Here is a 13,603-nt window from a genome sequence, read left to right as displayed (position 1 = left end):
GAAGGGTGGAGAGATCAGGGATGGAGAACAAACTGTCGATGCCAGCCAAAAGCATGTGGGGCGTCGGCCCACGGCTATGGCGGGGCGTGCTGGGATGGCTCCGTAACGTACCCATTGCCGACCCGGTCAGTCGGCGCAATGCGCCTATGCTCCAGCTGATCGCCTTTCTTCTGGCCGCATTGCCGGCGGCGGCCTGGTGTTACCGGGCGTTCCTGGTGGACATTCCCTGGCGGCCCGGTGAAATGACCAGCATGTTGCTGAGTCTGTCCGTGATCTGCGTTGCGGCAATGAGCTTCTTCCTCATTCGCAGGGGGAAGTTTGAAACTGCCGCGTATGTACTGCTGGGCATCTTCAGCGTGACCCTGATTCCCGCATACCTGACTTCCGGATTTGGAGGGCAGCGTTTCGATCAACCCGTACTGGCGATCTGGCTGGCCATCGCGGCGCTGATTGTCGGGCGCTTGGCGCTGTGGTTGATGTTCCTGTGCATCACCGTCGCTTTCTTCCTGGGCATCTGGGTCGATATCGGCCGCCAGGGTGAAGCGGCCGCGCTTCTGGGCGACGCGGCGTTCAGCACCGCGATGTTCCTGATGATCACGATCGTGCTTGATCGAAGCTCGGCAGCGCTGCGTGAGAGCTTTCTCGAGGCGAGACAACGCGGGGATGCGCTAGATATTGCCAACCAACGCCTGACCGAAGAGATGGCCGAGCGCGAAAGGACCTTCGCACAGCTGGTCCAGGCACAGAAGATGGAAGCCGTCGGCAGGCTGGCAAGTGGCGTCGCCCATGACTTCGGCAATGTTCTGGCGGTTGCAGGCGGCTACGTACAGGGCGGCCTACGCAGCGATGATGGGGCGAGGATGCGGGAGTCCCTGATTGGCGTGGACTCGGCGCTGGTGCGTGCCAACCTGATGACGCGTCGGCTGCTGTCCCTGGTGCATCATGAGGAGGGGGTTGAGGAGTGGTTCGATCCCGGCGAAGCATTGAAACTGCTCCTGCCGATGGTGCGGCAGTTGATGGGGCCGGGGGTGAACATTGATATCAAGCTGGATGATGATCTGCCGCCCGTGTTCTTCGACCGGATGCAGTTCGACCTGATGGTCCTCAACGTGGCCGCGAACGCGGATCATGTGATGCCTGGCGGCGGTGACTTCACCCTGCGCGCGCGGAGGGACGGCAGTCGATTTGTGCTGGACCTGGCGGATACCGGCACGGGCATGGAGGCGGAAGTGCTGGCGCGCGCTTTCGAGCCTTTCTTCACCACCAAGCCTCGGGGGCAGGGCAGCGGGCTTGGTCTGTCCGTCGTGCACGACCTGCTGGTGCGCGCGGGTGGAAGTGTCAGCGCGCAGAGCGATGTAGGCATCGGAACGACGGTCTCCATGCGCTTCGCCAGCGACCTCGCGGATGCGTACGATACGGTTATTGAAAGCGGGCGGTGAGCGCCGCCGCCCATCTGCCGGAGGCCTGTTCCGCCAATCCGCAGCCGTCAGCGGACAACGCCAGGCTAGGAGATGTAGGCGACCATTCGCTTGCCCAAGGCTGCCACCATGCTGGAAAGTAGGTCGACGTCCGCCGGTTGTTGCAGGTCCAGCGCCCGTTTCAATGATGATGTGGGAATGCTCAGGGACCGCGCCAGCGCCTCATGCGTGATCCGGCTCCGTACTATTTCATTGTGCACCAGCACCTTGAGTGACTCGCCTGCCGACAGATTGATGTTGATGCCCCTGCTGGGCTTGGTCCGCGGCAAGGGAACCGCGACGCCTGCCTGGAATCTGCTTCGTATCTCTGACCGCAGCGCGGAACCCAGGATCTTCTCCATCTGATTTGCACTGGAAGTGGCAATCTCTGGCCAGTCCGCCAAGTGGATCACGGAATGGGGGGACTGCTCTTCGGCTCTGACTGGGTATACGAACATGGACAGGTTCGGGCGGCGCAACTGGATCGGCTGCGCGGACCTCATGTGACGGGACAATGATCCTGTGCCCGAATCTATTGATCGGCTCCATGCATTGCACGCACCAATATTCACCCGTTGCGTGAAAATTGGTGAGTGAGTTCTGGTGCGTTTCATAGGTCATCAGTCACGGTTGCTGGGCCAGTTGGCGCGTGCTCGGGACCGTTAAACTGCGTATCTACTGACGAGTCACAGGAATGCCCGGCACCATGTTGCTGTTTTCCATGAAAGGAAGTCGGAATTTTCTCCGGGTCATTCTCGTAGCAGCAAGCGTTCTTGCACTGTTGGCCGGCACCGCCGCAACGGCAAAGGCACAGGCCGGCCCAGCTGAGCTGAAGCAATTGGTGGACAGCTATGCAGCGAACCGCAGCTTCAACGGCGTTGTGCTAGTCGCCCAGCACGGACGCATCATCTATCGCGGCGCCTACGGACTAGCCAACCGGGAATGGCAGGTAGCAAACACGGACGACGCTGTTTTTCGCATCGGCTCGTTGAGCAAGCCGATCACCGCGATCCTGGTGATGCAACTGGTGCAGGAAAACAGCTTGCGACTGGACGGAACACTCGGTGAGTACCTGCCTGCGCTATACGCAAACACACCTGCAGCCACCGTCACCATCGCGCAGCTACTGAACCATACTTCCGGCGTCGCCGATCTGCCGCGCAGCTACGAAGACCCGTGGTGGAACACGCAGGCGCGGCTTTCGTTCGAGCCAGAGGATTTCGCCAAGGCGTGGATCCCCGGGAGGCTGGTGAGCGTTCCGGGGGCGGAGTGGCGGTACAACAACAACGGATACTTCCTGCTTGGCCTGATCATCGAGAAAGTGACCGGGGCCAGCTACGAAGTGAACCTGCAGCAGCGGATCCTGGACAAGGCGGGCATGACGGCGAGCGGGCTGTATCACGCCAGCGAACTCGTTCCGCGCTTGGCAACCGGCTATCGAACCCGGCCCGACCTCAGCCTGGCGCGACCCATGCCGATCGACCCCAGCGTCTCGTTCGCTGCAGCCGGACTCTATTCCACGGCAGACGATCTGTTTCGGCTGGATCAGGCGTTGTACGGCGATCTGTTATTGGCAGAGCAGTCCCGGCAAGCGATGTGGACAAACCATCGTTCAGGGTATGGATACGGCTGGGAGGTGGAGAACTGGTCGCTGCCGGCGGGCGGCACCTACAAGGTGGAATCGCATACGGGCAGTGTTCCCGGCTACCAGAGCTATTGGCTCCGCGCCAAACAGGACCAATCGGTGGTGATCATCCTGGACAACTACTGGCAGGGCGAAACGGTGGCGACCTTGGGCAAGGAGCTGATGTCGGTGCTCCACGGCAAGCCGATTGAGCTGGCGAAAAGGAGCCTGAGCGACCTGCTGGTGCCGGTGGCGCTGTCGCAGGGCATCCCTGGGATGACGCGTGCATATGAAGCATTGGGCGCCACCAGCACTGAGTACGACGTTTCCGAGAGAGCTTTGAACTCACTGGGCTATCGCCTGTTGAGAATGAAGCGTCTACCGGAGGCCGTAACGGTCTTCCAATGGAATGCCAGCGCACACCCGGAGTCGGCGAATGTCCATGACAGTCTGGGTGAAGCCTATCTTGCCAATGGGCAGCGTGATCAGGCGATAAGCAGTTACCGGAAAGCCAGCGCACTTGCGCCGGGCGAAACGCGCATTCGCGAGCTTCTGAGGGAACTGGAAGCCCGATAGGCCTGTGTATGTTAGGCGTATAGAGGTTTGTCTCCTGCCGAGAGCGGACGTCAACGGCGATCTGGGTGAGTGTCTGGAGCACGTTCACACAGTCAGCGCACGGGGCTAGCTTCCGGGAACGTCCATCGACCGTCCAGGACTTCGGGACGGGGACGGTACAGGCGCACGATGTAGTTCCACCCTTTGACTATGGGCAGGCACTGAGGCGCGCTACCGTCGCAACCGCCGAATTGCACCGTGTAGCTACCGTCCGGATCCGGCTTGGCGGTCAGGCTGTTAACAGAGTAGGCGTTGTCCGCGTTCTTCTCGAAATAGCCTTTGGCGTTGTACACGCTGATCGACCAAAAGCCTTCCACTGGCACGTCACGCACCTTGAGGCGGTGCACGGTCACGCCGTCGTTCGCCGACGGAAACACTGCCAGGTACTTGGCCGTATAGATAGGATTACCGCCCCAGCCGCCCGCCGCACCCATCAGATACTGGATGGGATCGACCTCTTCCTTGCGGCCAAATGCTTTCTCCATCCCTCCACCAAGGCTGCCGAGCTGCTTGAGCGCATCACGCGCCACATTGCGCGACGCATCGTCCCAAACAGGGATTTCAAAACGTCCCTTGGCCTCGTTCTGCACGACGATGGCGTCCTGCGCCTCGTGCGCTGCCTGCAAGTCCTTTGGATCTTCCGGGTTGGCAAGGGTGCGCACGATCAAATGTGCATAGCGCGTGCCGACTTGCTGGCGATCCAACGTGACGGTGATCGGTGCATAGACCACCCGCTCGGTGTACTGATCTTGGTTCAGCACCTGTAGGGCCATATAGCGTGTGCCCACATCGGGTAGCGTGACGGTGACCGGGCCGGCATCCAGGTCAAAGACGCCCTGTGAATACAGCGTGTCGCGGTTCATCCGCACAACTAGCTGATGATCGATGTCCGGAGCGCAGCGCAAGTGGACCAGTTGGCCGAACGCCCCTTCGTTCACTGCCTTTTCCATGTACATATCAGTCTCTGCGCGAACGAAGTTCTCCACGGTTACGCGCTTGGGTGTGTCAGCGTTGCTGCTTGCGGAATGACCCATGTCGTCTCTCCAGATACCGCGCGGATACGCGCGGTGCAACGGCAGTGTGGGTGATCGCGCTAGAACGACGCATCCGCAAATGCTGGCAAGCGGCATCAGTAAAACTACTGTCGAAACAGCCAGGATCGGCGGGAAAGATCGCGCCCGCCCCACAGCCAAATGGACTGGATGACCGGTCTCGCTGAGCCTTGAAACGGGAGATCTTGGTGCATTCGTGCTGGACAAGCGGCATGCGTCGCTCGCGCCACCACATGCAGAAAACAGCTAATCACGGCTGGATCAGGGACACGATCTCGATCAGTGAACCTCCTGCCTCAGTCGAGGATCGAGCGATCGCTGGCCACTGAGAAAGCGACCTGCTGTTTGCTGATCGCGAAAACCAGAGTGCGACTCTTTGGAGCGGAATATGAAGTTGCGCGAGTTCGATCCAGCGATTCCTGGTCCCCTTGCAAACATCAAGAGCTCAGCGCTTGAGCTGCGCACGCAAGCGCCGCAGAAGTCAGGCGGGCTATTGGTGTCAAGACAACCGCGGCTACTCCTTGGCCGCGGCTCGACCCTTGAGCTTGATGAGGGTTTCCTCGTACTGGAACCCCCAATCGCGCATGGCGCTGACTAGAGGAACCAGCGTTGATCCGAGTTCAGTGAGCGAGTACTCCACCTTTGGTGGAACTTCCTGGTACACGTGCCGATTGACCAAGCCCCACGACTCCAGCTCCCGCAACTGGAGCGTCAGCATGCGCTGTGTGATCTCGGGAATCATTCGACGCAGCTCATTGAATCGGCGTGTGCCGCTCATCAAGTGAAAGATCAGCAATGTCTTCCACTTACCGCCAATGACATCGGCGGTGAACGTGACAGGACACGCGTAAGCCCCCTCTTGGGTGTGAGGAACGCCAGTCTTCATTGCAGTTCTCCAAAGCGCGCATCAGGGGCCCTGATCGCGTTTACGGTATAAAAAAAGATACTACAGCACATTTATGTGCGTACTTACATTGGTGGCATGTACAAAATAGCATGCGCTCATTCCGTCCCCTGACTGGTTTCGATAAATGAGCCTGCTGCTATCCCCCTTTGAATTCAAAGGGCTGTCCCTGAAAAACCGTGTGGTCATGTCCCCGATGTGCATGCACTCCGCTGCCGAAGATGGCTTTGTTACTGACTGGCACCAGGTCCATTACGGCGCCCGCGCGCTCGGCCAGGTCGCCTTGATCTTCCCGGAGACCCTCGCCGTCCTTGAGGATGGCCGTATTGGCCCCGGTGACCTCGGTATCTGGAGTGATGCGCATGTCTCCGGCCTGAAGCGACTTGTCGATGGACTGCACGCTTTTGGAGCAAAGGTTGGTGCCCAGATCGGTCACGCCGGCCGTGCGTCAGCACTCCCGGGCGTTGAGTTGATCGCACCCTCGGCCATCCCGTTCCTGGATGGCGGCCCGGTGCCGCGAGCAATGACCAAGGGCGACATCTCCAAGATGGTTGCGTCTTTCGGTCGTGCCGCTCAGCGTGTGAGCGACGCCGGTTTCGATGTCCTGGAGATTCACGGTGCGCATGGCTACCTGCTGAGCGAGTTCCTGTCTCCGCTAGCCAATACCCGGACCGACGAGTACGGCAATGGCGCAGAAGGCCGCTACCGTGTGCTGCGCGAGATCATTGATGAAGTGAAGAAGGTCTGGGGGGACCGTCCTCTCTTTGTTCGCGTCTCCACCAGTGATTATGCCGATGGTGGAAATGTCCCGGAGTCCTTCATTCCCTATGCCACCTGGATGAAGGAGCAGGGCGTGGATCTGGTTGACTGCAGCTCTGGTGGCATCAAGATGGTGCGGGTGAACAGCTACCCAGGCTACCAAGTGCCAGCAGCTGAGCTGATTCGTAAAACCGTCGGTATTGCCACCAGCGCGCTGGGCATGATCAAGAGCGCGCAGCACGCAGAAGAGATCCTGCAGAACGGCAGCGCAGATCTGGTCTTCGTTGGCCGCCAGCTGCTACGCGAGCCCTTCTGGGTACGCGGTGCTGCAGATGAACTTGAAGAGCACATCCCGACGCCGGTGCAGTACACCCGCTATGGCTCGGTCTGGCTTGATACCCCTGCCGAGGCCTGATCAGCGGTCATGGGGAGGTGCCACTGGAGCCGTCCATGGCGATGCGCTGAGTGCGGATCGCCATGGCGATTAGGTGGCGCCTATCCAAAGTGGGTTGATGCGAAATCCAGAAAACTCCGTAGCTTGGGAGTCATTCGTCGATCTGGCGCAAAAAGCATATGGAACGGCCTGGAGGGCGCCTGGTAGCGGTTCAGCACTGTTACCAGACGTCCTGCCTTGATGTCTTCGGCTACCAAGGCACTTGGTTGCAAGAGGATTCCATGACCGGCGACCGCAGCGGCCCTGAGGGCCTCGCCACTGTCGCTTGTGAAGCGCCCAACAATTGGCACTGACGTGACCTGTCCGTCGGGACCCTCGAAGATCCATTCCGTTCGCATCGATGTATGGGCGAAGACCAGGCACTCATGTCGATGCAGGTCTTGCGGTGCATCCAACGGTGGGCTGGCCTGCATGTAACTGGGCGAGGCGCATAGCAGCACCTTGAGAGGTGCCAAGGCGCGAGCTCGAAGTCCGCTGTCGGGCAATGAGCCAGTGCGGAACACCACATCAAAACCTTCCTCAAGAAGATCTACCGTACGGTTGCTCAAGCTGAGATCTACCGCTACCTCAGGATGGTCACGCAGGTAGTCGCGAAGTAACGGCGCAAGTGCGTGACTACCGAATGTGATGGGTGCACTTACACGCAGCTTGCCACGAGGAATCGCGCGCGACTCTGCAATCAAAGCTTCCGCGGCTTCCATCTCAGCCAGGATGTTCTTCGCTCGCTCGTAAAATAGTTGCCCGTTCTCCGTCAGGCTCTGGCGTCGAGTAGTGCGGTACAGCAGCTTGATTCCCAGACTGGCTTCCAGCGCTTGGACGTGTTTGCCCGCTAGCTGGGGGGAAATGTCCAGCTCCGCCGCGGCGGCCGAGAAGGAGCCCAATTCCACTGCCCGGGCGAAGACATGCATCGCATGAAGACGATCCATTTGAAATGCCTGGTTTCCAGTGATGATTGGTTTTGAGAATTTATCCCTTTTCGTTGCAAATGTAGAGTGCCCTCACTCAGCCGATGCCGGCTGTATCCACTCTACGAATAGGACGGAATCGCCATGAAAACCCTGATGAAAAGTACTCTCCTGGCTGCTGCGCTGAGCAGCGGCATCGCAGACGCGGGTACCGGCCCGGTTGCGGAGAAGCCCACCGTCGTTCTGGTCCACGGCGCGTTTGCAGACGGCCATGCCTGGGACCGGGTGATCCCGCTGCTGCAGGCAAAGGGGCTGAACGTGGTCGCAGTTCAGAACCCGCTTACCTCGCTGCAGGACGACGTCGCCAAGACCAAGCGCGCGATCGAGGCACAGCGCGGGCCGGTAGTCCTCGTTGGCCACTCCTACGGCGGCGCGGTGATCACCGAGGCAGGTGAAGATGAGCGCGTGAAGGCTTTGGTCTACGTTGCCGCCTTCGCTCCATCCAAGGGCCAGTCGGTGAGCGATGTGTCCAAGGGCTATCCGACACCTTCTGGCTTCGGTCATCTCAATGCGGATCAGGATGGCTTCCTGACCCTGACCCTCGAAGGCGTTGAGCATCATCTGGCTCAGGATCTCCCGTTGGCGGATGCCAAGTTGCTGACCGCTACTCAGAACCCAACCAACGGCGCCAACTTTGCCGGTCAGGTCAGCGCGGCAGCATGGACCAGCCGTCCGACCTGGTATCTGGTCAGCGAACAGGACCACATGCTGGACACTGGCCTTCAGAGGGACTTGGCAAAAAAGCTGGGGGCAACCACCATCACGTTGAATACCAGCCACGTGCCCCAGTTGTCACAGCCGCAGAAGGTTGCGGACGTGATTCTTGCTGCGGTGGAGCAGGTCTCAAAGTAATGCTGGCGTAGAGGTGCGCTCTGTCTTGGCGCACCTCGGTCAATCCAGCCACGGCTTTCCTGCTCTGGTGGCTTACTCGACGTTCTCCTGTCGGTGCCGTAGCGCAGCATCCTGCTGCAGCTGATCGCTATCATTGACGACTTCGGTAGTACTACGAGCAGGACGTCGTGAATAGCGCATTGGTGATATTGCTGGGATTGGGGGCGGTGATGGCGGCGGCTGCGCAACTCAACGGCCCGCAGCGGTTGCGGGCTGCCCGCCAGGAAACGTTCGAGCGGCTGCGGTTTCCGTCGCGTGATGGTGCTGCCTTCACCGGTGCTGAGGTACGGGTGGTGAAACAACTGCAAGGACGGTTTGATGGTATGCAGCAACCGGGGCCGCGCTGGATGGCACAGGCCTCAGACGATGCATTCTGGTACTGCGTAGGGCCCGGGCCAAGTTGGTATCTGGCGATTCCGATCTCAAGACGTAATGGCTTCCAGTGGGATGTCGACTGGGTGGTACGCCCTTTGGACGAGGGCCGCATGCGTGCTGCGCTGAACGGAGACACCGAAGCTTTACGGTTGGCCTTTGGCGAGCAGACCCCCAGGGGATAAGCGGAAATCGAGCACGACGCGTTTGCAGTTTTTGTGTAGACAGAATTTTGAATTGCCTCGGTTTGAAGCCAGCTCTCATTCGGGAGCATGTGCGCTTCTGGCCGCGAGCGGACATCCCCACACAGTTCCAAACGTGCAACTACCGAAGCGCGGAATCAAACAGCGACCTGGCCTGCTGTATCGCTGCCTGATGCGTAGTCGACTTGTCGGCCTTCACCTCGCACAGCTTTCCTACCCGCTCACGGCCCAGTTCCGTGCAGTCCGCAAGGAAGTCGTAGTGACCTACCAACGGGAGTACCTGAAGTCGCACGTTGTCGTTCGCCTCGGCAATGACCTTGCTGTTGCTGGCGGGCGCGGCAATCGCATCGGCCTCACCCACAATCACCGACAGCAGTGCCTCCAACTGTGCGAGCTCACCCGGTTCGAACGCCTGCACAATCGCCGGCGCCATCAGGAACACAGCGCGAACGTTGGGTATGCGGCGATCCTCCGCCGACCTGGCTACCCAAGGTGCCAGCTCCGGCGTAGTGGACGCCACCATCCGCCGCTCAAGGGTCATTTCCGGATTCTCGGCCTGCGGCGTGCATACCCCATCCTTCGGCGATGCCTTGCAGAACGCAGCCAACCTGGACATGTCCGGCCGCGCGCCGGCAGCCACCAGCGCCGTGAATCCGCCGGCCGAATATCCCACCAGCCCCAGCCGGCCCGCATCCACATGCGGAGCCAGCACAGGGTCGGCCTGCACCGCATCCAACGCCGCCGCGAGGTCATCGGCCCGGTTCCACACCAGAATGCTTCCGGCTTCGGTCATCGCGTCCACACCGTTATTGCCGGGATGGTCTACCGCGACCACTACATACCCTGATTGCGCCATGGCGGTGCCGAACCAGCCCATCATGCGGGCACTGCCGCCGTTGCCGTGCGACAGCAGCAGTACCGGCCAGCGGCCCGGCGCAACGGGGGCATCGACCGCAGAAGACCCCGCCACGAATAGCGGCGCACCCGGCGGTCCGATCTCCAGCGGCTGCTGTTGTACACCTGGCTGCGCCGGATACCACACGGTGTACCGCACCTGGTCGCTTTGCCCGGCATCGCGGATTGCTGCGCTGGGCGTGTGCGCCACGCCATGGATCTCGCCAACAGCGGGGGAGGGTGCAGCCGCCCATGCCAGCGGTGCGAACAGACAGGTCAGCAGGATGAATGTGTAGGGCACTACTCGCACGAATGGGTCTCCTTGGATCAACTCAGGTCGGACAGCGGCAGCCAGATCTCCACGCCGCCGTTTCCTGTGCGGTCGTCGAAGCGGGCGTCATAGCGTTCGAAGTCGGGTGCGTCGGCGAGGCTCAGGCCGGAGCGGGGTAGGTAGTCGTTCAACAGCCAGTACCAGGTGGAGCGGATGGTCGAGATGTGGCCCGCATGCCACGCCACCAGATAGTCCCCGGCCGGAATGGAAACGGCATGCCACGCCGAAGGCACGGCGGCGCTCGCACCGATCTCCATGCCGGCGATGTAGTCGAAGGCACCCTCGCCATCGCGGTTGCAGCAGACCCCGAAGGCGATGTCCTTGCCAAGCTCCCGGGTCAGCGCCAACTGCTGCCATTGCGAGGGAATGGACGCCACCGTAGCGGCGGGGTGGCGGGCGGGGATGTCCGCCACACGCAGCGGGCCCTGCCGGCGACGTACCGGCTCTACCTCGCAGGGCAGGGCTGGGGCGTCGAGCTTGATGGCCTCCAACAGCGCGAGGCCGTGCAGACCGTGCCGGCGAACCTGTTCCGGAGGCAGCTTGAACTGCTCGGTGAAGGCGTTGGTAAAAGCCGCATGCGAGGCGTAGCCTGCGGCCAGGGCGACATCCAGGATGGGCTCGCTGCCAGCAGCCAGGGTCCGTGCCGCCTCTGTAAGTCGACGCACACGAAGATAGCGCGCCATCGAGGTCCCGATACTGACCTGGAACAGGCGTGAGAGGTGGAACGGCGAGAGTTCAACCGCCTCGGCGATCTGGGCCAGCGAGGGGTTCTCGGCAAAGTGGCTTTCGATGTACCACAAGGCCTTGCGTGCCGCACCCATGACGCCTGTTCCGTACCAGTGACTGGGTGGGAGCGTAACGCAGGGACGGGTAGGGCGTTTGCGGGATCTTGCTGTTGGTGCGCGGTGTGGGTGAGCAGCGCGGATCGAGGTCAGTGGGCCGCTGCGCCATCCTTCTCGGCCCCTGCACCCGGTTTAACTATCATCTCGGATCGCACCACCGGGAATCTGCCGTCGCATGAACCAAGCCGCACTTTCGTCCTTCATCTGGTTGGTAACCGACCTGCGGCGCGGCGATACACACAAAGAAGCGATGCCTACGTCAACCCAGACCCGTTCCTGCGCCGCATGAGGGGCGGGACAGGGCCCTACAACATCTAGGACTTTATGACCGAAAAGAGTACAGCCATCGTGGGCTTCCTTGCCAATCTCATGCCACTTTATACCTCTGAGAATCGGGAGGATGTCTGGTGTGCCCGCTCCCTGCACGACGGTACCCTGATCCTGCCTGTGGACGAATCTGCCTGGGACGAGGAGCGCGGTACTGTCCGCGTCCACTGGCAGGGGGATGCGCAGCGCGAAACGCTCGTCGACGGCGATCAGATCGCCGCACTAGCACTCGAGCGCTATGTCCGCCTTCATGGCGTCGGCGCCAGCGAGGAGGCAATCGCCGCGGAGCTATGGTTCATGGCCCGGCATTTCCACACCAAAACCGGCTGCCATGCATACTTGCCGCAGCTGCGAGAGCCCGCGCATGCCGTTGTTCGCACGGCCAAGCGCATGGGTGAGGGAGTGCTCGTGAACCTGGTTTCCAAGATATTGCAGATATGAGCGCAGGTATGAGCGAGGCCGCCGACTTCGTGCGCGAACTGCACCAACGCACCTGAAGGAACTATCAGTCCGTGCGTGGTTGAGCGGGTTGGATCGCCCGTCTTAATATCGTGACGAGTCACATAAATAGCCGTATAAGCACTTGTTGGGAAGCGGCTACCATCAGCCTACGTCACCATGGAGTGGGCGATGTTTAGGTGGATTTTTACGTTCTGGTTGCTTAGTTGGGCGAACGCCTTATCAGCTCAACAGGTATTTAAGTGCGTCGAACGCGGAAAGCCTGTCTCTTATCAATCGCAGCCATGTCCAGGGCAAGCGGTGAAGACATGGGATGCGGTGCCTGAGGCGGACAACCCATACCTTCGCGCTCGCCTCGCTCAAATGGAGCGCGAGGTTGCTCAGCGGCGCAGGGCCCCATCTGGTTATCGCTCATCAGCTTCCGGTGCTTCGGTGTCCGCTTCCACCAATGCTTACGCCTGCGAAAGTGCAAAGCGGCAACGTGCTGTTGTGTACGAAGCTGCGGGAACGAATCGGTCTTTCGAGCTTTCCAGCCGGATGGACAACGCGGTCCATGACGCCTGCAAGTGACCGGGATGCAGGGGCTCTTAGCCCCTAAGGATGCGCCGTAATCCTGCACTGGTTCTTGAGTGCCGTTCCCGCCATTCGCCCAGGTCCACGACAACGACCTTGACCATCGGCTGCTGACACGCTTTTCGCGCAGCGCTCCTTTTAGTGTCGCGTCACGTAAATGAGAGACATCAGCGCGGCATAGCAGGCCGCGCAGCCTGCGTTCTGGGATCCTTTCGCCGCTTGGGGCGACCAGATCTCGTCCTGCTAGTCGCCAACCAGCCCACGGACCTGTGAGGGCGACATGGTGGACGGCTGTCCAGGTTGTAGGTGTCGCTCATGCCTCAATTTCCCCCGAATCCTTAGGAGGCCGGGATGCTAGGTGAGAAGAGATCCAAAGCCAGATCCATCGGAGTCGGCCCATTAGACATTTCGCATAATGTATATTATGTAAAATACAGAATGGGCGTTGGCGGCTTTCCGCGAGATCTGCAGCACTCACCCCCAGCACAGCTCTCAGATTTATCCGGTTCCAGCCGAGGTCTCAACTGCGATCAACTGCGATTCGTCTTGCTGGCTTGGCTCAGAACCCTTCGATGGCTTGGCGCTGTCTTTCTATGAGCTGTGCCGGTCGGCTGACGGCTTCGGTGCAGATGCCCCCAAGCCTGTCCCGCAGATCGGCTTCATCTGCCTGGCTTGATCCTGCTGGTCAACGAAGCCAGAACTTGCATGGTTCGGGCTGAGATGGCTGCAATCGTTCTGCACCAGCTACCGCAACACGGAACGGCGACCACAGCGCCAATGCAGCTGGATCTCGCGGGTGCGCGCAGTTGTTCAAGCACTGGTCGTGCCGGTCCACGACCTGCCTTGTTGATTGCCTCTTATTTTAGTGATTCGTCACTTAA

Annotated in this window: 12 protein-coding genes and 1 pseudogene; 7 read left to right on the top strand and 6 right to left on the bottom strand. The window is 60.5% G+C overall.

Annotated features, from left to right (window positions below; all coding sequences use genetic code 11):
* Positions 1-20: 20 nt before the first annotated feature.
* Positions 21-1,439, top strand: coding sequence for a sensor histidine kinase (locus ACVOLV_RS00240; protein WP_481552621.1), 1,419 nt, complete (start codon positions 21-23; stop codon positions 1,437-1,439).
* A gap of 65 nt (positions 1,440-1,504) precedes the next feature.
* Here ACVOLV_RS00240 and ACVOLV_RS00235 read toward each other — a convergent pair whose 3' ends face one another.
* Positions 1,505-1,819 carry a hypothetical protein gene (locus ACVOLV_RS00235; protein ID WP_481552620.1) on the bottom strand — a complete coding sequence of 105 codons (315 nt, stop codon included), beginning with the start codon at positions 1,817-1,819 and terminating at the stop codon, positions 1,505-1,507.
* 344 nt (positions 1,820-2,163) lie between these two features.
* On the opposite strand from ACVOLV_RS00235, the gene ACVOLV_RS00230 reads away from it, so the two are divergent.
* Positions 2,164-3,657 (top strand): serine hydrolase, encoded by a 1,494-nt coding sequence (locus ACVOLV_RS00230; RefSeq protein ID WP_481552619.1) that lies wholly within the window; start codon positions 2,164-2,166, stop codon positions 3,655-3,657.
* A gap of 92 nt (positions 3,658-3,749) precedes the next feature.
* Here ACVOLV_RS00230 and ACVOLV_RS00225 read toward each other — a convergent pair whose 3' ends face one another.
* Entirely contained in the window at positions 3,750-4,730 is a 981-nt protein-coding gene (locus ACVOLV_RS00225) for a DUF1254 domain-containing protein (protein WP_481552618.1), read from the bottom strand.
* A 185-nt stretch (positions 4,731-4,915) separates the two neighbouring features.
* Between ACVOLV_RS00225 and ACVOLV_RS00220 the strand changes: the two are divergent.
* Positions 4,916-5,074: pseudogene (locus ACVOLV_RS00220) on the top strand (IS30 family transposase); the annotation flags it as partial.
* A 188-nt stretch (positions 5,075-5,262) separates the two neighbouring features.
* Here the strand turns inward: ACVOLV_RS00220 and ACVOLV_RS00215 are convergent.
* Entirely contained in the window at positions 5,263-5,634 is a 372-nt protein-coding gene (locus ACVOLV_RS00215) for a winged helix-turn-helix transcriptional regulator (protein ID WP_481552617.1), read from the bottom strand.
* A 145-nt stretch (positions 5,635-5,779) separates the two neighbouring features.
* Between ACVOLV_RS00215 and namA the strand changes: the two genes are divergently transcribed.
* Positions 5,780-6,826, top strand: coding sequence for an NADPH dehydrogenase NamA (namA, locus tag ACVOLV_RS00210; RefSeq protein ID WP_481552616.1), 1,047 nt, complete (start codon positions 5,780-5,782; stop codon positions 6,824-6,826).
* Between the two features lie 80 nt (positions 6,827-6,906).
* On the opposite strand, the gene ACVOLV_RS00205 is transcribed toward namA, so the two are convergent.
* Complete coding sequence (locus tag ACVOLV_RS00205) at positions 6,907-7,791, bottom strand: LysR family transcriptional regulator (protein ID WP_481552615.1); 885 nt, start codon at positions 7,789-7,791, stop codon at positions 6,907-6,909.
* Positions 7,792-7,926: 135 nt separating this feature from the next.
* Here ACVOLV_RS00205 and ACVOLV_RS00200 point away from each other — a divergent pair, with 135 nt between their 5' ends.
* A complete protein-coding gene (locus ACVOLV_RS00200) occupies positions 7,927-8,682 on the top strand; it encodes an alpha/beta fold hydrolase (protein WP_481552614.1) in 756 nt (251 codons plus the stop codon).
* A gap of 167 nt (positions 8,683-8,849) precedes the next feature.
* Positions 8,850-9,278, top strand: coding sequence for a hypothetical protein (locus ACVOLV_RS00195; protein ID WP_481552613.1), 429 nt, complete (start codon positions 8,850-8,852; stop codon positions 9,276-9,278).
* A gap of 139 nt (positions 9,279-9,417) precedes the next feature.
* Here ACVOLV_RS00195 and ACVOLV_RS00190 read toward each other — a convergent pair whose 3' ends face one another.
* Positions 9,418-10,500 (bottom strand): alpha/beta hydrolase family protein, encoded by a 1,083-nt coding sequence (locus ACVOLV_RS00190; RefSeq protein WP_481552612.1) that lies wholly within the window; start codon positions 10,498-10,500, stop codon positions 9,418-9,420.
* A 17-nt stretch (positions 10,501-10,517) separates the two neighbouring features.
* Positions 10,518-11,342 (bottom strand): GyrI-like domain-containing protein, encoded by an 825-nt coding sequence (locus ACVOLV_RS00185; protein ID WP_481552611.1) that lies wholly within the window; start codon positions 11,340-11,342, stop codon positions 10,518-10,520.
* A gap of 345 nt (positions 11,343-11,687) precedes the next feature.
* Here ACVOLV_RS00185 and ACVOLV_RS00180 point away from each other — a divergent pair, with 345 nt between their 5' ends.
* Entirely contained in the window at positions 11,688-12,131 is a 444-nt protein-coding gene (locus ACVOLV_RS00180) for a hypothetical protein (RefSeq protein WP_481552610.1), read from the top strand.
* The last annotated feature ends 1,472 nt before the right edge of the window (positions 12,132-13,603 follow it).

The sequence above is a fragment of the Stenotrophomonas sp. STEN023 genome (assembly GCF_056760135.1).
The sequence above is the reverse complement of the archived record's forward strand: the minus strand, read 5'-3'. Positions and strand labels throughout refer to the sequence as shown.

Excerpts from the sequence above, each read along its gene's own strand:
- ACVOLV_RS00240 (WP_481552621.1), top strand. The coding sequence starts at position 21 with ATGGAGAACAAACTGTCGATGCCAGCCAAAAGCATGTGGGGCGTCGGC.
- ACVOLV_RS00235 (WP_481552620.1), bottom strand. The coding sequence starts at position 1,819 with ATGGAGAAGATCCTGGGTTCCGCGCTGCGGTCAGAGATACGAAGCAGA.
- ACVOLV_RS00230 (WP_481552619.1), top strand. The coding sequence starts at position 2,164 with ATGTTGCTGTTTTCCATGAAAGGAAGTCGGAATTTTCTCCGGGTCATT.
- ACVOLV_RS00225 (WP_481552618.1), bottom strand. The coding sequence starts at position 4,730 with ATGGGTCATTCCGCAAGCAGCAACGCTGACACACCCAAGCGCGTAACC.
- ACVOLV_RS00215 (WP_481552617.1), bottom strand. The coding sequence starts at position 5,634 with ATGAAGACTGGCGTTCCTCACACCCAAGAGGGGGCTTACGCGTGTCCT.
- namA (WP_481552616.1), top strand. The coding sequence starts at position 5,780 with ATGAGCCTGCTGCTATCCCCCTTTGAATTCAAAGGGCTGTCCCTGAAA.
- ACVOLV_RS00205 (WP_481552615.1), bottom strand. The coding sequence starts at position 7,791 with ATGGATCGTCTTCATGCGATGCATGTCTTCGCCCGGGCAGTGGAATTG.
- ACVOLV_RS00200 (WP_481552614.1), top strand. The coding sequence starts at position 7,927 with ATGAAAAGTACTCTCCTGGCTGCTGCGCTGAGCAGCGGCATCGCAGAC.
- ACVOLV_RS00185 (WP_481552611.1), bottom strand. The coding sequence starts at position 11,342 with ATGGGTGCGGCACGCAAGGCCTTGTGGTACATCGAAAGCCACTTTGCC.
- ACVOLV_RS00180 (WP_481552610.1), top strand. The coding sequence starts at position 11,688 with ATGACCGAAAAGAGTACAGCCATCGTGGGCTTCCTTGCCAATCTCATG.